This window comes from Streptomonospora wellingtoniae, from assembly GCF_031845375.1.
Classification (GTDB): Bacteria; Actinomycetota; Actinomycetes; order Streptosporangiales; family Streptosporangiaceae; genus Streptomonospora; species Streptomonospora wellingtoniae.
In genome coordinates, this window is record NZ_JAVREK010000006.1 from 89,970 (window position 1) to 111,539 (window position 21,570).

The 21,570-nt window shown below is 72.2% G+C and carries 17 protein-coding genes; 7 read left to right on the plus strand and 10 right to left on the minus strand.

Annotation, left to right across the window (positions count from 1 at the left end):
- The first annotated feature begins 75 nt into the window (after window positions 1-75).
- Together RM446_RS08170 and trhA are read left to right on the plus strand one after the other, a co-directional pair.
- A complete protein-coding gene (locus RM446_RS08170; protein ID WP_311544567.1) occupies window positions 76-1,416 on the plus strand; it encodes a DUF2252 domain-containing protein in 1,341 nt (446 codons plus the stop codon).
- Between the two features lie 237 nt (window positions 1,417-1,653).
- Window positions 1,654-2,364: a PAQR family membrane homeostasis protein TrhA gene (gene trhA, locus RM446_RS08175; RefSeq protein WP_311544568.1), complete on the plus strand. Its 711-nt coding sequence runs from the start codon at window positions 1,654-1,656 to the stop codon at window positions 2,362-2,364.
- Between the two features lie 252 nt (window positions 2,365-2,616).
- Here trhA and RM446_RS08180 read toward each other — a convergent pair whose 3' ends face one another.
- The 3 genes from RM446_RS08180 to RM446_RS08190 all read right to left on the minus strand — a co-directional run bounded on the left by RM446_RS08180 (window position 2,617) and on the right by RM446_RS08190 (window position 8,395).
- Window positions 2,617-4,008, minus strand: a complete 1,392-nt coding sequence (locus tag RM446_RS08180) for a glycine--tRNA ligase (RefSeq protein ID WP_311544569.1) — start codon at window positions 4,006-4,008, stop codon at window positions 2,617-2,619.
- Window positions 4,009-4,204: 196 nt separating this feature from the next.
- Entirely contained in the window at window positions 4,205-4,537 is a 333-nt protein-coding gene (locus RM446_RS08185; RefSeq protein WP_311544570.1) for an antibiotic biosynthesis monooxygenase family protein, read from the minus strand.
- A gap of 147 nt (window positions 4,538-4,684) precedes the next feature.
- On the minus strand, window positions 4,685-8,395 hold the full coding sequence (locus RM446_RS08190; RefSeq protein WP_311544571.1) for a CDP-glycerol glycerophosphotransferase family protein: 3,711 nt from the start codon (window positions 8,393-8,395) through the stop codon (window positions 4,685-4,687).
- A 590-nt stretch (window positions 8,396-8,985) separates the two neighbouring features.
- Here RM446_RS08190 and RM446_RS08195 point away from each other — a divergent pair.
- From RM446_RS08195 to RM446_RS08210, 4 genes are all read left to right on the plus strand, one after another.
- Window positions 8,986-9,384, plus strand: a complete 399-nt coding sequence (locus tag RM446_RS08195) for a DUF6703 family protein (protein WP_398694710.1) — start codon at window positions 8,986-8,988, stop codon at window positions 9,382-9,384.
- Between the two features lie 119 nt (window positions 9,385-9,503).
- Window positions 9,504-10,337 carry a metal ABC transporter ATP-binding protein gene (locus RM446_RS08200; RefSeq protein ID WP_311544572.1) on the plus strand — a complete coding sequence of 278 codons (834 nt, stop codon included), beginning with the start codon at window positions 9,504-9,506 and terminating at the stop codon, window positions 10,335-10,337.
- Complete coding sequence (locus RM446_RS08205; protein ID WP_311544573.1) at window positions 10,330-11,229, plus strand: metal ABC transporter permease; 900 nt, start codon at window positions 10,330-10,332, stop codon at window positions 11,227-11,229. The genes RM446_RS08200 and RM446_RS08205 overlap by 8 nt, the downstream gene beginning before the upstream one ends.
- Entirely contained in the window at window positions 11,226-11,606 is a 381-nt protein-coding gene (locus RM446_RS08210; protein ID WP_311544574.1) for a Fur family transcriptional regulator, read from the plus strand. Before RM446_RS08205 ends, RM446_RS08210 begins: the two co-directional genes overlap by 4 nt.
- Before the next feature lie 63 nt (window positions 11,607-11,669).
- Here RM446_RS08210 and RM446_RS08215 read toward each other — a convergent pair whose 3' ends face one another.
- From RM446_RS08215 to recO, 4 genes are all read right to left on the minus strand, one after another.
- Window positions 11,670-12,485, minus strand: a complete 816-nt coding sequence (locus RM446_RS08215) for an SGNH/GDSL hydrolase family protein (protein ID WP_311544575.1) — start codon at window positions 12,483-12,485, stop codon at window positions 11,670-11,672.
- A 107-nt stretch (window positions 12,486-12,592) separates the two neighbouring features.
- Entirely contained in the window at window positions 12,593-13,450 is an 858-nt protein-coding gene (locus RM446_RS08220; RefSeq protein ID WP_311544576.1) for an SGNH/GDSL hydrolase family protein, read from the minus strand.
- Window positions 13,447-14,304 (minus strand): isoprenyl transferase, encoded by an 858-nt coding sequence (locus RM446_RS08225; RefSeq protein WP_311544577.1) that lies wholly within the window; start codon window positions 14,302-14,304, stop codon window positions 13,447-13,449. The genes RM446_RS08220 and RM446_RS08225 overlap by 4 nt, the downstream gene beginning before the upstream one ends.
- Window positions 14,301-15,032 (minus strand): DNA repair protein RecO, encoded by a 732-nt coding sequence (gene recO / locus RM446_RS08230; RefSeq protein ID WP_311544578.1) that lies wholly within the window; start codon window positions 15,030-15,032, stop codon window positions 14,301-14,303. Before recO ends, RM446_RS08225 begins: the two co-directional genes overlap by 4 nt.
- 518 nt (window positions 15,033-15,550) lie before the next feature.
- Here recO and RM446_RS08235 point away from each other — a divergent pair.
- The gene (locus RM446_RS08235; protein ID WP_311544579.1) at window positions 15,551-16,321 is read left to right on the plus strand and encodes a CAP domain-containing protein; all 771 of its coding nucleotides are present in this window, start codon (window positions 15,551-15,553) and stop codon (window positions 16,319-16,321) included.
- 189 nt (window positions 16,322-16,510) lie between these two features.
- On the opposite strand, the gene leuA is transcribed toward RM446_RS08235, so the two are convergent.
- From leuA to gcl, 3 genes are all read right to left on the minus strand, one after another.
- Complete coding sequence (gene leuA / locus RM446_RS08240) at window positions 16,511-18,232, minus strand: 2-isopropylmalate synthase (RefSeq protein ID WP_311544580.1); 1,722 nt, start codon at window positions 18,230-18,232, stop codon at window positions 16,511-16,513.
- Between the two features lie 408 nt (window positions 18,233-18,640).
- The gene (gene alc, locus RM446_RS08245; protein ID WP_311544581.1) at window positions 18,641-19,780 is read right to left on the minus strand and encodes an allantoicase; all 1,140 of its coding nucleotides are present in this window, start codon (window positions 19,778-19,780) and stop codon (window positions 18,641-18,643) included.
- A 65-nt stretch (window positions 19,781-19,845) separates the two neighbouring features.
- Window positions 19,846-21,567: a glyoxylate carboligase gene (gene gcl / locus RM446_RS08250; protein ID WP_311544582.1), complete on the minus strand. Its 1,722-nt coding sequence runs from the start codon at window positions 21,565-21,567 to the stop codon at window positions 19,846-19,848.
- Window positions 21,568-21,570: the final 3 nt, after the last annotated feature.

A 21,570-nucleotide genomic window follows, 5' to 3' on the forward strand; every position in this document is an offset into this window, starting at 1 on the left:
GACGCCGGGCCCGGGCGGCTGCGCGGCGGCGCCCACCACTGCGAGGATGTCGACATGTCCGAAACAAGCGAACCAATGCCAACCCGCTCCGACGCCGAGCGCCAGGAACGCATCATCGCCACCCTCGTCGACGCCTTCTCCGAGATGATGGAGGCCGACCCCGGCGCCTTCCGGACGAAGTTCCGAAAGATGGCCGCGGATCCCTTCGCCTTCTACCGCGGCAGCGCCTGCCTGTTCTACGCCGACGTCGCCGGACTCGAGGACCCGTGGGCCGACGAGCGCACCTCTCGGGTGTGGATCCAAGGCGACCTGCACGCCGAGAACTTCGGCACCTACATGAACGCCCAGGGCGCCCTCATCTTCGACGTCAACGACTTCGACGAGGCCTACCTGGGCCACTACACCTGGGACGTCCGGCGGTTCGTGGCCAGCGTCGCGCTGCTGAGCTGGCGCAAGGCGTTCTCCGACGAGGACATCGACGCGCTGGTGGCGACCTACGTGCGCGCCTACGTCGACCAGGTGCGCCGGTTCGCCGAGCACAGCGGGGACGAGGCCTTCTCCCTGCGCCTGGACAGCACCGACGGCCCGATCCGCGGAGTACTCCAGCGCAGCCGGCTGAACAGCCGCGTGACGCTGCTGGACTCCATGACGCGGGTGGAGGACTACGACCGCCGGTTCCGCGACGGGCCGGGCGTGCGGCGGCTGGGCGCCGAGGAGCGCGACGCCGTGTGCGCGGCGTTCGACGCCTACCGCGCGACGATCCCCGACGACAAGCGCTACGACTCCATCGCCTACCGGGTCAAGGACGTCGTGGGCAAGGCCGGGTTCGGCATCGGCAGCGCCGGACTGCCCGCCTACAACGTGCTCATCGAGGGCTTCAGCGAGGCTCTGGACAACGACATCGTGCTGTCGATGAAGCAGGGCAACGTGGCCGCGCCCGCCCGGGTGGTCACCGACCCCGACATCAACCGGTACTTCCTGCACCACGGACACCGCACCGCCGTATCCCAGCGCGCGCTGCAGGCGCACGCCGACCCGCTGCTCGGCCACACCACCTACAACGGTGTCGGCTTCGTGGTCTCCGAACTCTCCCCCTACGTCGACGACCTCGACTGGAGCGACCTGACCGAGCCGGACGAGATCGCATCGGTGCTGGCTTACCTGGGCCGCGCAACGGCCAAGGCGCACTGCGTGTCCGATCGCGACTCCGACCAGTCGCTTGTGGCCTTCCAGACCGAGGAGGCCATCCTCGAGGCGCTCGACGGGCACGAGGAGGAGTTCGTCGCCTGGAACACGGAGTTCGCCCGCCACTACGCCGAGCAGGCCCGCACGGACCGCGCGCTGTTCGTCGAGGCGTTCCGCGGCAACGCCATCCCCGGCGTCCGCTCCACCGGAGCCGCGCGCGCCCACACCTGAGCCCTCCCGGTGCGCTGGCGGCCGGCCGACGCAGGCCCCGGCCGCCGACGCGCCCCTGTGCGCAGAGCCACACGCTTCTACTGTTCGGTAACCTACGCTTCCGTAGGTAGAATCGCCGAAGGCATCGCCTTCATCGCGGCACGCCGAGCGGGGCCCGCCGGTCCCCTCCCCGGGCACCGCCAAGGCACACAGGAGGACGGAGGTTCAGGTGTGCGCTCGCACGCGAGGAAGGATGCGGTGACACGCCCGGATCCGCCTTCTTCGAACCAGCAGCACGAGGGAGCCCTGGGGATCGCCGCCGACCTGGTCGAGGCGGTCAAGCCGCGGCTGCGCGGCTGGCTGCACCTGGGCACCGCCCCGCTGGCCCTCGCCGCCGGGATCGTGCTCGTGTGCCTGGCGCCCACCGCGGCGGCCCGCGCCGCATCGGCCGTCTACTCCGCCGCGGCCGTGCTGCTGTTCGCCACCTCGGCCGTCTACCACGTCGGCCGCTGGTCCCACCGGCCGATGGCCGTACTGCGCCGGATGGACCACGCCAACATCTACCTGATCATCGCCGGCACCTACACGCCGTTCGTCGTCCTGGTGCTCGACGGCGGCCTGCGCGCCGCCATGCTCGCGCTCATCTGGACCGGCGCGCTGGCCGGCGTGGTGTTCAAGGTGTTCTGGCTGAACGCGCCGCGCTGGCTGTCCACCGCGCTGTACCTGGCGATCGGCTGGGTCGCCGTGCTGTTCATCCCCCAGCTGATCAGCGGGACCCATCCGGCGGCCTGGATCCTGGTGCTGGTCGGCGGGCTGCTCTACAGTGCGGGCGCCGTCGTCTACGGGCTCAAGCGCCCCGACCCCGCCCCGCGCTGGTTCGGGTTCCACGAGGTCTTCCACTCGCTGACCGTGGCCGCCTACGTCTGCCAGTACATCGCCGTCTCGTTCGTCGTCTACACGGCCGGCTGATCCGGCCGACCGCGCACATCGACCGGCCGGTCACGATTCGCTTACAGGTGAACGCGAGCGGGCGACAGCCCGGGACGCGCGGCGGCCGCGCCGATAGCGTGAGAGCCGGTTCGGCCGGGTGTGTGCACCCGGCAGAACGATCGAGGCGACCGGATACCACATCCCCCCGGGTCCGGTCGCCTCTTTCGTGTCCTGCGGCCCTCTCCGCCGCCTGCCGCGACGGATCCGCTCGAACGCGGCCCCTCGCAGACCTCAGCAGCCGGGCAGGCGCTCCACCAGGTACATCTCGACCTGGTCCAGCGAGACGCGCTCCTGGGACATCGTGTCGCGCTCCCGCACGGTGACCGCGTTGTCCTCCAGGGTGTCGAAGTCGACGGTGACGCAGAACGGGGTACCGATCTCGTCCTGGCGGCGGTATCGGCGGCCGATCGCGCCCGCGTCGTCGAACTCCACGTTCCACCGCTTGCGCAGCGCGGCCGCGAGGTCGCGGGCCTTGGGCGAGAGGTCGGTATTGCGCGACAGCGGCAGCACGGCCGCCTTGACCGGCGACAGGCGCGGGTCCAGCCGCATCACGGCGCGCTTCTCCATCTTGCCCTTGGAGTTGGGAGCCTCGTCGACGTTGTAGGCGTCGAGCATGAACGTCAGCACCGCGCGGTCCACACCGGCCGCGGGCTCGATCACGTAGGGAACGTAGCGCTCGTCGGACTCCTGGTCGAAGTAGGAGAGGTCGACGCCCGAGGCCCGCGAGTGCGTGGTGAGGTCGAAGTCGGTGCGGTTGGCGATGCCCTCCAGCTCGCCCCACTCCGAACCGGTGAAGTTGAACCGGTACTCGATGTCGACGGTGCGCTTGGAGTAGTGCGACAGCTTCTCCTGCGGGTGCTCGTAGAGCCGCAGGTTCTCCTTGGAGATGCCGAGGTCGGAGTACCACTGCATGCGGTTGTCGATCCAGTACTGGTGCCATTCCTCGTCGTTGCCGGGGCGGACGAAGAACTCCATCTCCATCTGCTCGAACTCGCGGGTGCGGAAGATGAAGTTGCCGGGCGTGATCTCGTTGCGGAACGACTTGCCGATCTGGCCGATGCCGAAGGGGATCTTCTTGCGCGCGCTCTGCTGCACGTTCAGGTAGTTGATGAAGATGCCTTGGGCGGTCTCGGGCCGCAGGAACGCCAGGCCCGACTCGTCGTCCTGCACGGCGCCGAGGTAGGTGCGCAGCATGGCATTGAACATGCGCGGCTCGGTGAACGACTTCTTCGCGCCGCAGTTGGGGCAGGCGAGGTCGTCCAGGCCGTTCTCGGGCGCGTGGCCGTGCTTCTCCTCGTAGGCCTCGACGAGGTGGTCGGGGCGGAAGCGCTTGTGGCAGGACTGGCACTCGGTGAGCGGGTCGACGAAGGCGTTGACGTGGCCGGAGGCCTCCCACACCTCGCGGGACAGGATGACGCTGGAGTCCAGACCGACGATCTCCTCGCGCTCCTGGACCATGGCGCGCCACCACTGGCGCTTGACGTTGCTCTTCAGCTCCACGCCCAGAGGGCCGTAGTCCCACGAGGCACGCAGACCCCCGTAGATCTCGCTGGAGGGGTAGACCAGGCCCCGGCGCTTGGCGAGGTTGACAAGTGCGTCCATCGCCTCTGACTTGGCGGCCATAAGCTTTCTCGATTCTCCATCCGGCTGGCGGTCGGCGGATCGCACAACGCGATGTACCTGCGGTAAGTGCCCAGCTTAAGGGACTGGAACGGGCGGCCGTGCACCGAAGACGATACGCACCGAAACGACTCTGCTGCGACCGGTGCCTCCCGGTGCCCGGTTTCGGCCGCTGTGCGGCCCGCGCCCCGTTCCGGCACTATCCGGACGTGGCTCCGGCTCCGCCCGCGGCTTCGGCGCCCCCGTTGTCGCGGCGCGCGACGACCTCGAAGGCGCTGGGCTCGTTGAGGGCCCCGGACAGGAGCGGGACCGCGGCCACGCGCACGTCGAAGTTCGACAGGGCCCGCCGGTAGGCGCCGGGGCCGTCCCACTCGGTGACCACCGTCCACAGCATCGGATCGTCCGCGGCGCGGCCGATGCGCGATCCGCGGAAGCCCGGCCGGCGGGCCATCGCCTCGACGGCGGCCTCGGCGCCGGCGAGGAACGCGTCCTGCTCGCCCTCGGGCACGGTGTAGCGGGTAACCACGATCACCGGCCCATACTCTCACCCTTCAGGAGACGCGCGAACGTGTCCAGAGCCGTCCCAGCCGGGTGGGGGTGCCCGCCCCGCGGGCGCCCGCCGGACCCGGCTCGGGTGCCGGCCGGACCCGGCTCGGGTGCCGGCCGGCACCTGCCCGACTCAGCCCTCGCCGAAGACCCGGTCCACCACCCGGGCCGCCGCGTTGCCGTCGTCCAGGGGGCAGAAGCGGTCGGTGAACGCCTTGTAGGTGCCGGCGTACCGGTCGGCGACCTCGTCGACGTCCAGCAGCGCCCCGATGACGTCGTCGGAGTGGCGCAGCAGCGGGCCGGGCGCCGTCTCCTCGAAGTCGAAGTAGAAACCGCGCAGGTTGTCGCGGTAGCTCTCGATGTCGTAGGTGAAGAACAGCATCGGACGGCCCGTGTTGGCGAAGTCGAACATCATCGACGAGTAGTCGGTGACGAGGACGTCGGTGATCAGGAACAGCTCCATGATCTCCGGGTAGAGCGACACGTCGTAGACGAAGTCGCGCCCCGCGATCGGCACGCTGTCGACGACCCGCGGATGGCGACGCACCAGCAGCACGTGGTCGTCGCCGAGTTTCTCGTACATCCGCTGCAGGTCCAGGTGCAGGTCGAGCTTGTGCTTTCCGCGGGTGTAGTACTTGTCGTCGCGCCAGGTGGGCGCGTAGAGCACGACCTTCTTGCCCTCGGGCAGGCCGAGTCGGCGCCGCGTGCGCTCGGCGATCTCGTCGCGCCGGGGCGAGAAGAAGATGTCGTTGCGCGGGTAGCCGGTCTCCAGGATCTCGCCCTCGAAGCGGAAGGCGCGGCGCAGGATGGGGGTCGCCCACGGGCTCGGCGAGACCAGGTAGTCCCACTGCCGGGTCTCCCAGGCCAGCTTCTCGTGGTAGTCGCGGGACTTTCCGCGGATGTTCTCGATGTCGAAGCCGATGCGCTTGAGCATCGAGCCGTGCCAGGTCTGCACGACGACCTGGCCGGGGCGGCGGGTGAACCACGCCGGCTGGCGGGAGTTGGCCACCAGGTAGGAGGTGCGGGCCAGCGCCTCGTAGAAGTCGCGCCCGTTGTGGCGCACCGGTGACAGGTCCTCCGGTAGGTTCACCTGGCCGTCCTTGACCAGCCACGACATCGGGTGGTCGGCCCAGGAACCGCGGGAGCGCAGCTCGGCGTAGATGCTGTGCGGGCTGTCGGAGAACTGCCGGCCGGTGTAGCTGTCGAAGAGGACACCGGGCTGCACGGGCTCGCTGCGCAGCGCCGGATAGACGGTCTCGCGCAGCCGCCGCTGGGCGAAGTCGCCCTTCTCTTCGGGGCGCAGATCGCTGCTGACGCGCAGCATGGGCCGCTCGCTGCCGGTGTCCTCGAAGTCGAAGGTGCGTTCGGGGGTCTCCATGCGCAGCGGCAGGCGGCGCAGCAGCTCGGCGTCGACCTCCGCGCCGATGTCGGTCACCGGGCCGTCGTCGCGGCGCACCCGCGCACGCAACTGGTAGCTGCCGGCGGACAGGGGCAGGGTGCCCGAGAGCGTGGAGATGTCGGCCGGAGTGAACCTGGCGCTGAAGAAGGAGCCGTCGCGTGTCAGCTCCACGGGGTGCTCCTCGTCGCGGCCCAGCGCCTGGAAAACCAGCTCGGCGCGGGACCGGGCGGAGTAGTGGCCCTCCAGCACCAGGTTGCGCCCCGACCAGGACACATCGCGCACCACAGGGTGCGCCCACCCCCCGCGCAGCCGCAGGTAGCCGCTGGTCGTGCGCTGGACGGCGACCTCGTGGTAGCCGTCCACAGCCGCGTAGGCGGCGGACTGGACCTCCTCGGGCACCGCCACCGAGGCGGTGCGGCCGTCCGGCGAGACCAGGTCGGCCTGCCAGAGCTCCTGGCGCAGCCTCCGGGCGCCCTCGTCCACCGCGTTGTCGACCAGTTCGTCCACCGGAACCCGCGCACAGTAGCGTGCGCCGTCGACCTCCAGGGGGTACTCCAGCTGCGCGGTGCCCGGTTTGCGGGTCAGCCGCAGCCGGTCCGCCTCGGCCGCGGGCGGGCCGACGAAGTCGCCTTCCAGTACCAGTTCGGGCCGCACGCCCGTGTCACTGAGGCGGTGGTCGGTCAGGCGGGCCTGCACCGGCGCGACCGCGACGGTCAGCTTGCGCCCGCTGCTCCAGGTCGGGCGGATCCACACGTCCTCGTCGACCCGGTGGTAGGGCGGGCGCTCGGGCGGGCCGCTGACGGGGTTGCCCACGATCCGGCGGCGCACCAGGCCGCGGTTGACCACCACCAGCTCCAGCTGCCAGTCGGCCGCCTGCCATCGCCCGGAGCTGCGCAGCCGGGCCGGATCGAGGCTGATCTCGAAGCCGCCGTAGTCGTGGCGGGCGGCCGAGGGCACGTCCGGCAGGCGGTACTCGGCGGCGCGGCGCACCTTGACGGCGACGGGGATGCGCCGTCCGGTCCCGGTGTTGACCGCGAACGCGAAGAGCTGCTGCTGCCAGCGGCGGGCCGCGCGCAGGTGGACGACACCGACGCGGCCGGATACCACCAGCCGCCCGCCGCGCCACTCGACGGACTCGGTCTTCTGCCGGACCCGGAGCTCGGAGTCGGCGCGGTAGACCTCGCGCGGAACGCCGGCCGCGGAGTCCTCGAAGAAGGGATAGCGCATGTAGTAGTGCAGGCCGCGGCGGAGGACCGGCGCCTTCTTCAGCTCCACGCTCTTCTGGAAGGTGATCGCCTCCAGCAGGCGGTCCTCCTGGCGCTTGCGCACCAGGAACCAGTTGAGCCGGTGGAGGGGGGCGAGGCCGTCCAGGACGCCGCGCGAGACGGCGCCGAGGTAGGCGTTGGCGAGATCGAGGAACCGCCGGCGCGTGTCGTCGTCGACGGCGTCCTGGCGCAGCAGGACGGAGCGAAGGTCACCGCGCAGCGCGCGGGAGTCCCACAGGTCGCGGTCGGGACCGGTGAGCGCGCTCGACAGCGCGGTGAGCGCGGTGAGACGCCGGGAGACGGCGGCCTCCGTGCTCAGGTCGTCGCCGGCGGATCGGTCGCGAAGCAGGTAGACCGGCGCGGCGAGCACGTCGACGGCGTCGGCCGCGAACAGGGCTCGCACCACGTCCAGGTCGGTGTCGTGGTCGGGGTCGTGCCCAGAGCCGGGTGCGGGGGCGAGGCCGCCTGCGGGCAGGCGGTCCCAGAAACCGCGCCGCCACATCTTGTTGCCGTGGCGGCGGTCGGAGAGCAGCGGGTGCAGCGCGTGCACGTCCACGCCGGTGCGCGTCTTGGCGAACACGCTCCGGTGGGCCGCGGAGGGCCGGCTGCCCAGCTCGTTGAACCTGTAGATGTCGCCGGTGGCGAGGTCGGAGCCGGACTCCTCCAGCGCGGTGCCCAGGTAGGAGACCGCGTAGCTGCTCAGCTTGTCCCCGCCGGGCAGGAACACGAGGTACTCGCCCGTGGACGCGGCCGCGCCCGCGTTCCGGGCGGCGCGGTGGGACTCGGCGGGCTCGTGCACGGGCGGCACAGACAGGCCCTTGGGCGGTGCGGCGGCGAAATCGCGGGCCGTGGCCAGCCCTTCGGCGCGCGCGGTGTCGACCGCCTCGTCGCCCTCCTCCTCCGACGAGGCCTCCTGCAGGTGCTCGTCGCCGGGGTCCGCGCCGTCGTCGGCGTCGGGGTCGTCGTCGGCGTCGACGTCGTCGCCCGCGGCGGAGGGCAGCCGACCGGTGTCCTCGCGACCGGGCTCAGCGCCGCCGGCAGCACCGGTCCAGGGCACCACCGGCACGAGGACGACCTCGACGTCGTCGCGGCTCTGGTCCTGGCGCGCCAGCGAGTCGAGGCTGTCCTGCAGATGCGGCTCGGTGACGTCGAAGGTCACGATCACGCTGAACTTCGGCACGGAAAAACTATCTCCCGACGTTTCTGCTGCGGAGCACGTGGATCGGACGGCGGCGGGGACGGGGGCCAACCTAGGTCACCGAGCGTAAGTGATCGGTAAACCTCCGAAACGACCGCCGTTCAGCGGCTTCCGGCCACCTCACAGCGCCGAGGGGGCCCCTGCGGTCGCGCACCGGTCCCCCCGCTTCCCCGCCTGATGCCCTGGACCGCGGAAGCCGGCGGGCCCGGACGAATCCGCGGGCCCCGAGATCCGCGCCGCCTAGGCCACGATCGACCGTGTATACCGCCGGCGGCTTGGATTTCGCTGAGAAGGCACGGACCCCTTCGCCCCGGCACGGACGTGTGCGACGCGGACCCGGGAGTCGCGCCGCTGGGCGGCAGGCGCCTCCACGTCGACGATCAGGATAACGCGGCCCGGGTGCCGCCGCCGCAACGCCCTGCCGCGGCACCGCACATCCGCGCCGCGCCGGCCCGGGGCCGCAGGGCGGCACGGAGGACCGCGCCGGCCTGCCGGAGGGGCGCCGCACGATCTATGCTTTTGCGGTCAGCAGCAGCCCCGTCGGGGCGCGGACCCGATGGGCCGAGGAGGCCGTGGAGACCGTGGCAGCCAAGCGCAGGAAGCCGGCATCGGGCCGCCCCTCCGATCAGGGCGCGACCGGTGCGCCGCGGCCGCTGCCCGCCGGCGACACGTTCTACACGCCGGGCGCCTCCCGGCTCCGGCGCGAGATCGAACGGCGCAGCGCCGTTCCTCTGGTGTGGCTGCACAACGCGCCGCGCCTGCTGCTGCCGGCGGTGATGGGCGTCGTCCTCATCGCGGGCCTGGTCCTGGCGGGCCTGGCCGGCGCCGTGCTGCTGGTCCTGCTCGCGGCGTTCTTCGGCTGGCTGGCCTTCCTGACGTGGCCCCGCCTGCGCGGCGGCGAGCGGATCATGCGGGTGGCCGCCGTCGCGGTGCTCCTCGGGCTGGGGCTGCTGCAGAGCGGCCTGTTCTGAGAGCGCGCCGCTTCCGGGCCCCGCCCCGCGGGGGCGGCCCGCCAACGGTGCGCCGCCGCGGCTCCGGTGGCAACCGCACCATTTTGACAACCGTTTTCGTTTTCCTCCATACTTGGACGGTGTCCACACTTGCCACCGGTACGACCGCGCACAGCCGCGCGTCCGACGGCCCCGCCCCGGCGGTCCGCGTGGTCGACGCCGCCGTCGCCTACGACCGAGCGACCGTCCTCGACGGGGTGAACCTGGAGGTCCCCGCCGGCCAGACCCTGGCGATCCTGGGCCCCAACGGCTCGGGCAAGTCCACTCTGATGCGCGCGATGCTTGGACTGGTCCCGCTCTCGGCCGGCCGGGTCGAACTGCACGGAGCACCACTGCGCGGCTTCCGCGACTGGGGCCGGATCGGCTACGTCCCCCAGCGGCTCTCGGCAGGCGGCGGCGTTCCCGCCACGGTGCGCGAGGTCGTGACCTCCGGGCAGGTGGCCCGGCGGCGCAGGCTGCACCGCGCCGGTCCCGACGAGCGGGCGGCGGTCGACGAAGCGCTGGAGGCGGTCGACCTCGCCGACCGCTCCCGCGACTCCGTGCACGAGCTCTCCGGCGGCCAGCAGCAGCGGGTGCTGATCGCCCGCGCACTGGCCGCACGGCCCGACACCTTCTTCATGGACGAACCTATGGCCGGCGTCGACGCCGCCAGTCAGCGCGCGCTCGCCCGTACGGTCACGCGCCTGGCTGCGCAGGGCGCCACCGTCGTCCTCGTCCTGCACGAGCCGGGCCCGCTGGAGCCGCTGATCGGGCGCAGCGTGGTCCTCTCCGGCGGGCACGTGGCCCACGACGGCGCACCGCCCCGGCCCGAGGGCGACTGCGCGCGGCCCGGCCACGACCACGTCCACCCGCACGCCGACGCCGAGCACGCCGCGGCGGCGCTGCCCGACATCGAGGTTCCGCGCCGTGGCTGAGATGCTCCAGCTCGACTTCATGCGGCGCGCGCTCCTTGCCGCCGTGCTGGTGGGCATGGTCGCGCCGGTCATCGGCACGTTCCTCGTGCAGCGGCGGCTGGCGCTGCTGGGCGACGGCATCGGGCACGTGGCGCTGACCGGCGTCGCGCTGGGCTTCCTCACCAGCACCTCGCCGGTGGCAACGGCGGCGATCGTCTCCGCGCTAGGCGCCGTGCTGATCGAGCTGGTGCGGGTACGCGCGCGCACCAGCGGCGACATCGCCCTGGCGCTGCTGTTCTACGGCGGCATCGCCGGCGGCGTGCTGCTGATCGGGCTGGCGCCGGGCACCACCACCGCCACGCTGACCTCCTACCTGTTCGGCTCCGTCAGCACGGTCAGCAGCGGCGACATCGTGATGGTCGCCGTGCTGGCGGCGCTGGTGCTGGGCACCGTGGGCTATTTCGGCCGCGAGCTGTTCGTGCTCTGCCAGGACGAGGAGGTCGCCCGGGCCCACGGGCTGCCGGTGCGCCTGCTGAGCCTGATCGTCGCCGTCACGGCCGCCCTGACCGTCGTGCTGTCCATGCGGGTGGTGGGTGTGCTGCTGGTCAGCGCGCTGATGGTGGTTCCGGTGGCCGCCGCCCAGCAGCTCAGCCGCAGCTTCCGGATCACCTTGGCGCTGGCCGTGGCCATCGGAGTCGCCTCGGCCCTGGGCGGGCTCTCCACGGCCTACTATGCCGATGTGGCACCGGGAGCGGCGATCGTCCTGCTGACCCTGGCCGTCTTCACCGCGGCCGTGGCGGTCGGCTACCTGGTGCGCGGCGTACGGGGCTCCGCCCGCCGCACCCGCGGCGGCGAGGGCGCGCCCGATCCCGGTACGATGCCCCAGACCGAGCAGGGGGGCGTAGCACCATGAGCACACGACGCGAGACCGTACGCCAGGCCCTCAACGAGAGCACCGGGTTCCGCAGCGCCCAGGACCTCTATGCGGACCTGCGCTCCGAGGGCTCGAAGATCGGCCTGACCACCGTCTACCGGGCGCTGCAGGCACTGAGCGACTCCGGCGAGATCGACGTCCTGCGCACCGACGACGGCGAGGCCGTCTACCGCGCCTGCATCACCGACACCCACCACCACCATCTGGTCTGCCGCAGCTGCGGCAAGGCGGTCGAGGTCGAGGGGCCGCAGGTGGAGCGCTGGGCCGACACGGTGGGCGCGCAGCACGGCTTCACCGACATCACGCACACCGTCGAGGTGTTCGGCACCTGTGCGGCGTGCGCCGCCGCCGACTGACCGTCGGCGGCCGGGCGCGGCGCAGCCCGTGCCGCACCCCCGGGCGGGGGTGCGGTACAGGCGTCAGCCTCCTCGCCGCGCCGACTGAAGCGGCTCCAGCACGGGCCGTTTGGCCGCACGCCCGTCGCCGGACGAGCGCCCGGTGAGCCGTCGCCCGATCCAGGGCACGAGGTACTCCCGAGCCCACAGCAGGTCCTCCCGGCGGGCAGCCCGCCACGGGCGGGGGTCCTCGGCGGGCCAGGGGGCGCGCCAGTCCTCGGGCGGGCAGGCGTCGAGGATCTCGCAGACCCGCAGCGCGATGCGGCGGTGGCCCTCGGGCGAGAAGTGCAGCCGGTCCCCGCTCCAGGCGCGGTGGTCCTGCAGCACCCGCATGCTCCACAGGTCGACCACGTCGCAGCCGTAGTCGTCGGCGATCGCGCGCAGGTGCATGTTGTAGGTGGCGATCTTGCCGCGCAGGTGGCGCATGACCGGTTGGAACGCGGTGTCCATGCCGGTGAAGACGACGACGCGGGCGCCGGTGGCGGCCAGACGGCGGACGGCGGCCTCGAAGATGCGCGCGGTCAGGTCGGGATCGGCGCCGGGGCGGATGATGTCGTTGCCCCCGGCGCACAGGGTCACCACGTCCGGGCGCAGCTCGGCGGCGCGCGGGACCTGGTGCTCGGCGATCTGCCGGATGAGCCTGCCGCGTACGGCGAGGTTGGCGTAGCGGACCTCGCCGCAGGTGGCGGCGAGGTACTCGGCGAGCCGGTCGGCCCAGCCGCGGTAGCGCACCTCGCCGGTTCCCTCAGGCCCGAGGTGCGGGTCGTCCAGACCCTCGGTGAAACTGTCGCCCAGCGCGACGTAGGAGACGATGCCGCGCCCGTTCGAAAACCCGCTCATGGTGTTCGATGATGCATCGCCGACCTCGGGTTACGCGACAGTAGGTTCGGGGGTGTGCGGCATCTGTAACGACTCTCACGCCGCCTTTCGGACCTGATGCGAGGCCGCTATCCCGCGCGGTCGGTCCTCTCGCGGCCGCCTCCGGCGCCGTGGCGGGCCCCGGCGCCGCCCTCGGCGGCGAAGGGCTCCAGCTCGGGGCGCTTGGCGGTGACGCCGTCGCCGGAGGAGCGCCCCGTCAGCCGCCGCCCCACCCACGGCACGAGGTGCTCGCGGGCCCACCGCGCATCGGCGCGGCGCGCGGCGCGGCGGTCCGGCGGCGGCGCAGGCGGCCACGCGTCGTCGCCGCGCTCCACGGGCAGGCCCACGGTCTCTGCCACCTTGGCCGCCAGTCGGCGGTGGCCCTCGGGCGACATGTGCAGCCGGTCGGCGTCCCAGGCGCGGCGGTCGGTCAGCGAGTCCATCGACCACTGGTCCACCAGGTGGCAGCCGTGGCGGTCGGCGATGGCGCGGATATTCAGGTAGTAGCGGGCGAACGTGCCGATGCGCAGGCGCATGAACCCGGCGCTGAAGTTGATTCCGGTGAACAGCACGACGTCGGCGCCGGTGCCGCGCAGCCGCCGCACCGCGCGCTCCAGCACGCGCGCGAGCCGGTCGGGGTCGCCGCCGGGCCGCAGCAGGTCGTTGCCGCCCGCGGAGAGGGTGACCAGATCGGGGGCCAGCCCGACGGCGCGGGCGAGCTGGTCCTCGACGATCTGGCGCATCAGCTTGCCGCGCACCGCCAGGTTGGCGTAGCGCAGCTCCGGCACGTGCGCGGCCAGGTGCTCGGCGAAGCGGTCGGCCCAGCCGCGGTACCGGACCGGGGCGCCTGGCTCCGCGGGCGGATAGGGGTCACCCACCCCTTCGGTGAAGCTGTCGCCCAGAGCCACGAGGTTCAGCGGGCGGCGGTCCCAGTCGAGGGGGTTCACTGCGCCTCCCCGGCATCGCGCCCGTCCCGAGCGCCGTTGGCGGGGCCGGGTTCGACCGGGTTGGGCACGGCTCCGCCGTAGCGGCGGTCGCGGCTGGCGTAGATCTCGCAGGCGTGCCAGAGGTGCCGCCGGTCGAAGTCGGGCCACAAGGTGTCCAGGAACACCATCTCGGCATAGGCCGACTGCCATAGCAGGAAGTTGGACGTGCGCTGCTCGCCCGAGGAGCGCAGGAACAGGTCGACGTCGGGCAGATCCGGCTCGTCCAGGTGCTCGGCCAGCGTGGACTCGGAGATCCGGTCGGGGTTGATCCGTCCGGCCGCGGCCTTGCGGGCGATTGCCGCCGCGGCGTCGGCGATCTCGGCGCGGCCGCCGTAGTTGACGCAGAACTGCAGGGTCAGCGCGGTGTTGTCCTTGGTCGTCTCCTCGGCGTCCTCCAGCTCGGAGATGACGCTCTTCCACAGCCGCCCGCGCCGCCCGGCCCAGCGGACCCGCACGCCCATGGCGTGCAGCTCGTCGCGGCGGCGGCGGATCACCTCGCGGTTGAAGCCCATGAGGAAGCGCACCTCGTCCGGCGATCGCTTCCAGTTCTCGGTGGAGAAGGCGTAGGCCGAAACGCAGTCCACGCCCAGCTCCAAAGCGCCCTCGACCACGTCGAACAGCGAGCTCTCCCCCGCGCGGTGGCCCTCCGTGCGGGCCAGGCCGCGGTCCTTGGCCCAGCGCCCGTTGCCGTCCATGACGATCGCCACGTGGCGCGGGACCAACTCCTTGGGCAGCCGCGGCGGCCGCGCCCCGCTGGGATGCGGGTTGGGCGGCCGGTAGGACCGGGCGGTGGAAGAGGTGTTGAACAGGCTCAAGAGCGCTCCACAAGACGCAGCGATCGGATTCCGTTCTCCAGGTGCCACTGGAGGTAGGCGGCCACCAGCCCGCTGCACTCGTTGCGGTGGCGCTCCTCGCTGGCGTCGGCCGCGGGCCAGTCGCCGCCGAGCAGCGCCAGCATCAGCCGGAGGGTCTGTGCAGCGGGATGGGTGGCGCCGTGGGGGCGGCACACCGAGCACACCGACCCTCCGGCGTGCACGGCGAAGGAGCGGTGCTCCCCGCGGGTGCCGCATCGGGCGCACTCCTGCAGAGCCGGCGCGTACCCGGCCACCGCCAGTGAGCGCAGCAGATAGGCGTCCAGCACCATACGGGAGTCGTGGGTGCCCTCGCCGAGAGTACGCAGCGCGCCGATGAGCAGCAGGAACTGGCGCAGCGCCGGGTCCTTCTCGACCGCCACGATCTTCTCGGCGGTCTCCAGCATGGCGGTGGCCGCGGTGTAGCGCGAGTAGTCGCCCACGACCGCCTCCCCGTAGGCGCGCACGGTCTCGGCCTGGGTGATGACGTCGAGCGTGCGGCCGGTGTAGAGCTGCACGTCGACGTGGCTGAAGGGCTCCAGCCGGGCGCCGAACCGCGACTTGGTGCGGCGCACCCCCTTGCCGACTGCGCGGACCAGCCCGGTGCGCCGGGTCAGCAGCGTGACGATGCGGTCGGCCTCGCCCAGCTTCTGGGTGCGGAGGACGACTCCCTCGTCACGGTAAAGACTCACACCCCCATTGTCGCGGATCATCGCCCCCGCCGCGCACGCGCGGCCCGACCGGCCCGAACGGTGCCTCTCATGCGGATAGGGCAGGGTCCCGGCTCGGCGCCCTGCCGGGCGGGTGCGCGTGCGGGCCCGCAGCCCGACGCCCGATGCCTCCGCGACGGCGACGCACACGGCGTCGCGGGTGAGGTCGTCGCGCAGGTCGTGGCAGCGCTGCCGCAAGCCGATGTGAAGGCCGCATGCGTTCACTCTTAGCCGCGGACCGGCTACCGCCGGGAGGCCGCTCGGCCCACAGGAGAGCAGAATCGGACAAACCACTCCCCGCGTTCCCCATATGTCTCGATTTGCTCTACGATCACGCGCAAGTAACGACCAATTCCTACCGAATGGGGCGCGACGCGATGGCACGAGGACGGCGCGGACAGCGGAGGAGGAGCGGACGCAGGGACCGGGAGCGGTCCTCTCCGCGAAGGCCCGAGGGGGTGCGGGGCAGGCGCGGGCTCCGGCGGCCGCTCGTCGCCGCCTTGGTCGCGGTCCCCGCGGGGCTCGGCTTGGCGGCGGCGATGGTCCTGGCGGCCGGGCCGCCCTCGCAGAACCCCCTCACCCAGGGCACCCAGGCCGGTGCTGCGCCCGCGCCGGGCGCCGACGAAGCGCTGCCCCCGGCCCCCGACGACTTCTTCGACGACGGGCAGAGCGGCGGCGCGCCGCAGGGCGGGCAGAGCGGCCAAGAGACCGCGCCCGAGGACCCCGGCGACGCCGGAACGGGCGAGCCGGCGCCCGACGCGGTGATCGAGGGCGGCGCCACGGTGGCCCCGTCCCAGCAGCCCGACGGCGAGCAGGACGGCTCCGGGTCCGGCGACGGGTCGCAGGGCGAAGGCTCCGGCGGCGGATCCGGGTCGGACTCCTCCGGAGGCGGCGGGTCTCAGCCGTCGACGCTGGCCCAGCAGGTGGTGTCCATCGCCAACGAGGAGCGCGCCGATGCCGGATGCGGACCACTGCAGGTGGACCCCCGGCTGACCGCCGCCTCGGAGGGCCACAGCCAGGACATGTCCGAGCGCGACTACATGGCCCATGAGAACCCCGACGGCGAAGGGCCCGCAGAGCGCGCAGAGGAGGCCGGCTACGGCTCCTGGTCCGGCGAGAACGTCGCGGCGGGCTACACCTCCGCCGCGTCGGTGATGGAGGGCTGGATGAACAGCCCCGGCCACCGCGCCAACATCCTCAACTGCGACAACACCGAGGTGGGCGTCGGCGAGACCGACACCAGGTGGGCGCAGAACTTCGGCACCGGCTGAGCCCGGGAGGTCCGGGCGCTGTGCCGCGGGCCTCGTTGATCTTGTAGCTATCGTCACTGGAAATCGTTTTAATTCACGATAGCTACAAGATCGCCGAAGGGTTCAGGGCGCTGACCGGCCGCACCCGGCGAAGCGGCGGGGCCGGCACCTCCGTGCCGGCCCCGCCGCTCATCCGGTGCCGGTGCGCGGCTACTCCGCCGCAGCCTCGGCCTGCGCGCGCCCGATGGCGCTGCAGACGGCCTTCAGCGAGGCCGTGGTGATGTTGTGGTGGATCCCCACGCCCCACACGGTGCGCCCGTCGATCTCGGTCTCGACGTAGGCGGCGGCGCGGGCGTCGCTTCCCACATCCAGGGAGTGCTCGACGTAGTCCAGCACCCGCACCTTGACGTCGACGTCGGTCAGCGCGTCGCAGAACGCCGAGATCGGCCCCTGGCCGGCGCCGGCGATCTCGCGGATCTCCCCGTGCGCCCGGACGTCGGCGCTGATGCGGTAGCCGCCGTCCGCGGCGGTCTCCGAGCGGTGCGCCAGCACGCCCACGGGCCCGTCGTCGTTCAGGTAGGTCTGCGAGAAGATCTCCCAGAGACGCTCGCCGTCGAACTCCCCGCCCTCGGTGTCGGTGAACTCCTGGACCTTGTGCGAGAACTCGATCTGCATGCGGCGCGGCACGTCCAGCGCGTGGTCGCGGTGCAGGATGTAGGAGACCCCGCCCTTGCCGGACTGGCTGTTGACCCGGATGACGGCCTCGTAGCTGCGGCCGACGTCCTTGGGGTCGATAGGCAGGTAGGGCACGCTCCACGGGTACTCGGCCACGGGGGTGCCCGCCGCGGCGGCGTCCGCCTCCAGCGCGGTCAGGCCCTTCTTGATGGCGTCCTGGTGCGATCCGGAGAAGGCGGTGTAGACGAGGTCGCCGCCGTAGGGGTGGCGGGGCGCGACGGGCATCTGCGTGCAGTGCTCGACGATGCGCCGCACGGTGTCGATGTCGGAGAAGTCGATCATCGGGTCGACACCCTGGCTGAACAGGTTCATGCCCAGCGTGACCAGGTCGACGTTGCCGGTCCGCTCACCGTGGCCGTACAGGCAGCCCTCGACGCGGTCGGCGCCGGCCATCACCCCCAGTTCGGCCGAGGCGATGCCGGTGCCGCGGTCGTTGTGCGGGTGCACCGACAGGCACACGTGCTCGCGGCGCGACAGATTGCGGCTCATCCACTCGATCTGGTCGGCGTAGACGTTGGGCGTGGCGCGCTCGACGGTGGCCGGCAGGTTCAGGATGATCTCGCGGCCGGGCCCGGGCCGCCACACGTCCATGACGGCCTCGCAGACCTCCAGGGCGAAGTCCAGCTCGGTGTCGATGAAGATCTCCGGCGAGTACTCGTAGCCGACGTACTCGGCCTCGCCCAGGTAGCGCTCGATGCAGTCCACGACCGTGCGGGTGCCGTCGGCGGCGATCGCCTTGCAGGCCTCGCGGTCGACGCCGAAGACGACCCGGCGGAACTCCGGAGCGGTGGCGTTGTACAGGTGCACGGTCGAGCGCTTGGCGCCCACCAGGCTCTGCACGGTGCGCTCGATCAGGTCCGGGCGGGCCTGGGTCAGCACCGAGATCTGCACGTCGTCGGGGATCAGGTCGTTCTCGACCAGGCTGCGTACGAAGTCGAAGTCGGTCTGGCTGGCGGCCGGGAATCCGACCTCGATCTCCTTGTAGCCCATGCGGACCAGCAGCGCGAAGATCTCGTGCTTGCGCTGGGGATCCATCGGCTCGATCAGCGCCTGGTTGCCGTCGCGCAGGTCGGTGGACAGCCAGCGCGGTGCGGAGGTGATGGTCTTCGCGGGCCACGTGCGGTCGGGCAGGTCGATGGCCGGAAAGGGGCGGTAGCGGTGGACGGGCATACCACTGGGTTGCTGCTGCGGCACCATGGAAGAAGGCTCCTTGAGAATCTGCGACGCCCGGCGTCTCCCCTCGGAACAGGGGGAGGCGGGCCAAGCTCACGGTCTAGCGGCCGACTCGGAACACGTCGAAGCCCCGCGGCGAGGGAGCCGACCTTGCTACCGACCCCCGCCGCGGCCGCTAAGGAGGAGCAGCTCGCGCAGCATAGTGCCTGCCACCGTAGCAGAACGGCCGGGGCCGTGAGGCGCAGGGGGCGGGCGGGCACCGTGCGCCCGGCCCGCCGCGGTGCAGCACCGACGACCGAACGCGGGCCGCATCATCGCTCGCGGCCACCCGCCACATCACCGTTGATCTTGTAGCCATCGTCACTGGAAATCGTTTTAATTCACGATAGCTACAAGATCGCCGGGGTTCGGGGGCGGTCACCCACCGGGCTCTCAGCCGCGTACGACCGCGGCCAGCGGTTCGGGCAGGTCGGCGGCGGTCTCCACCGGCCGCCGCTCCAGCAGCTCGGCGGCCTGGCGACGCGTCAGGCCCAGCCCGGCCAGCGCCTCGCGCGCCTGGGCCGCGGGCAGCGCGTTGAGCCAGCGCACCCACAGCGCCGCCCGCCCCGCCGAGGTCAGCGGACCCAGTGCGCGGAACCGGGCGATGCCGCCGTCGGGGTAGACGTCCAGCCGCAGCCGCGCGGCCGGGCGGGGCGCCGCCACGACGAAGCGGTGCGGCGTGTCGGGCCGCAGCGGGGTCCGCTCCAGCAGCGGGAGCCACTCCCCCGGCCCCTCGGCCTCCTCGGCGCCGCTGACGGCGGCCTCGGCCGGAGCGTTGTGCAGGAAGTAGGAGGTGTCCACCTCCAGAAGCCGCGGCTCTCCGGCGGCCGCCAGGGCGACCTCCAGAAAGTCGTTGCCCCCGCCGCGGCGCCGCGCGTTCTCCCACCCCTCGCCCATGGTGCGGGCCGAACCCGGCGCGATGGCGTTCTCGGGGGCGCCGTAGTAGCCGTTGCTGCAGGCCAGCACGCGACCACCGGTGACCAGCGCCGCCAGGTCCAGCGCACCGGCGACCAGCAGCCGCGGGTCGGCGACCACCTCGCCGTGCACCCGCAGCCGCGCCACACCGCCGTCGGGGTGGATGCTCAGCCGCACGTGGGTGTAGCGGTGCGGGTCGTCCACGGCGAAGGCACCGGCGGCGTCGGCGGCGACCGGGGTACGGGCCACCAGAGTCGTCCATTCGGCCGCGAGCAGCGCGCCGGTGTCGGGGTGGCCCTCCAGGCCGGCGGCCTCCACCGACACCTCGGGCGGGTGGTTGCCGGTGAAGTGGGCGGTGTCGACGACCACGCCGCGCACGATCCCGGGCGCGGCCAGGCGCACGATCGCGTAGTCGTGGCCGGGGCCGCGCCTGCGCCGGGTCTCCCAGCCGTCGTAGACCTTGCCCTTGTGTCCGAAGGCGGCGGGGTCGAACCCCGGCGGCTCCGGCTTGATCAGGTTCTCGCGCTCGGCGAACGACTCGTCGCTGGCGTGCACGACGGCCCCGCCCCTGCTGCGCAGGGCGAGGTCGGGCAGGCGCCGGAACTCCGGTGCGCCCACTGGCGGTCACCTCCTCGTGGGACGGTGCGGTGCCGGTCCGCCCGGCCCGGCACCGCACCGCCGACTCAGGCGGTGGCTCCAGGCAGCGGCTCGAACTCCTTGACGGCGTCGATGGCCGGACCGTGCGGCGTGTTGGCCTCTCGCTCGATCATGACCTCTACGAGCACCGGGCGCGAGGTGCGCTGGGCCTCTTTCCGCGCCCAGTCGATGGCGCCGCGGACGTCGCCGGGCTCGGTGACCCTGCGCCCGGTGCAGCCGTAGGCCTCCATGATCTTGACGTTGTCGGTGCCGTAGTCGTCGTAGTGGATGTCGACCTGGTAGTTCATGCCGTAGGGGATCTCGGCCTGGCGGATCAGTCCGAGGTACTCGTTGTTGAGCATGATGAGCACGAACGGCACGTCGTACTGGGCGGCGACGGCCAGCTCCTCCACCGTGTACTGGAAGCTGTAGTCGCCGACCACGCCCACCACTTCGGCGTCCGGATCGGTGCGCTTGAGCGCCTTCTTGACGCCGATGGCCGCTGGGATCTCCCAGCCCAGCGGGCCCGCCTGGCCGCAGACCTGATAGTGGCGGGGCAGGTGGGCCTTCTGGTGCTGGCCGCCCCAGATCTGGTACAGCCCGATCGCGGTGACGAAGTAGGTCTCGGGGCCGAAGGCCTCGTTGATCTCCTTGTAGACCCGCGGCGCCTTGATCGGGGCCGAGTCGAAGTCCTCGCGGCGGCCCAGCTCGGACTTGAGGCGGCCGACCCGCGCCACCCACTCGCCCGGCCCGCGCGCGGGGCCGCGCCGGGAGGCGCGCTCGGCCAGCGCCTTGAGGAACAGGGCGGCGTCGGAGACCACGCCCAGGTCGGGCTCGAACACCTTGCCCAGCTGGGTGGGCTCGATGTCGACGTGGATGAACCGGCGGTCGCCGCGGTAGACGTCGAGCTTGCCGGTGTGGCGGTCGCCGAAGCGGGCTCCCACGGCCAGCACCAGGTCCGACTCCAGGAACGAGGCGTTGCCGTAGCGCTGGGAGGTCTGGATTCCCGCCATACCGGCGTACAGCGGGCTGTCCTCGTCGAAGGCGCCCTTGCCCATCAGGGTGGTCTGCACCGGGACGTTCAGGTACTCGGCCACGTCGCGCAGCGCGTCGGCCGCCTCTGAGATGACCACGCCGCCCCCGGCCAGGATCAGCGGCCGCTCGGCCTCCAGAAGCATGTCCAGCGCCCGCTCGACGCGCGGCGGGTGGGGCAGGACGGGGTGCAGCGCCAGCGGCGCGTCGATGGCGGGATCGTACTCGATGATCTGCTGCGCGATGTCCAGCGGCAGGTCGACCAGCACCGGCCCCGGCCGTCCCTCGCGGGCGGTCCGGAAGGCCTCGCGGAAGATCCACGGCGCCTGCCCGGCCTCCTTGAGCTGGACGGCCCACTTGGTCACCGGAGCGGCGATGTCGACGATGTCGACGGCCTGGAAGGCTTCCTGGTGCAGCTTGGTCGAGACGTTCTGCCCGGTGATGCAGACCATCGGGACGGAGTCGGCCATCGCGGTGTAGAGGCCGGTGATCATGTTGGTCCCGGCGGGGCCGGAGGTTCCGATGGCCACGCCGACGCCGCCGTTGGTGCGCGCCCAGCCGTCGGCCATGTGGGTGGCGCCCTCTTCGTGGCGGACGGTCAGGTGCTCGATCCCGCCCACCTCCTCAAGGGCCTTGTAGAGAGGCAGGATCGCTGCTCCCGGGCAGCCGAACGCGGTGTCGACGCCCTCGGACTTGAGGACCTCGACCACGGCGTTCATCGCGGGCATCTGTACCATGTT

Coding starts and splice junctions, on each gene's coding strand:
- gcl (WP_311544582.1), bottom strand. CDS start 21,567: ATGGTACAGATGCCCGCGATGAACGCCGTGGTCGAGGTCCTCAAGTCC.
- RM446_RS08170 (WP_311544567.1), top strand. CDS start 76: ATGCCAACCCGCTCCGACGCCGAGCGCCAGGAACGCATCATCGCCACC.
- RM446_RS08180 (WP_311544569.1), bottom strand. CDS start 4,008: ATGGCCGCCAAGTCAGAGGCGATGGACGCACTTGTCAACCTCGCCAAG.
- leuA (WP_311544580.1), bottom strand. CDS start 18,232: ATGGTGCCGCAGCAGCAACCCAGTGGTATGCCCGTCCACCGCTACCGC.
- RM446_RS08215 (WP_311544575.1), bottom strand. CDS start 12,485: ATGAGCGGGTTTTCGAACGGGCGCGGCATCGTCTCCTACGTCGCGCTG.
- RM446_RS08210 (WP_311544574.1), top strand. CDS start 11,226: ATGAGCACACGACGCGAGACCGTACGCCAGGCCCTCAACGAGAGCACC.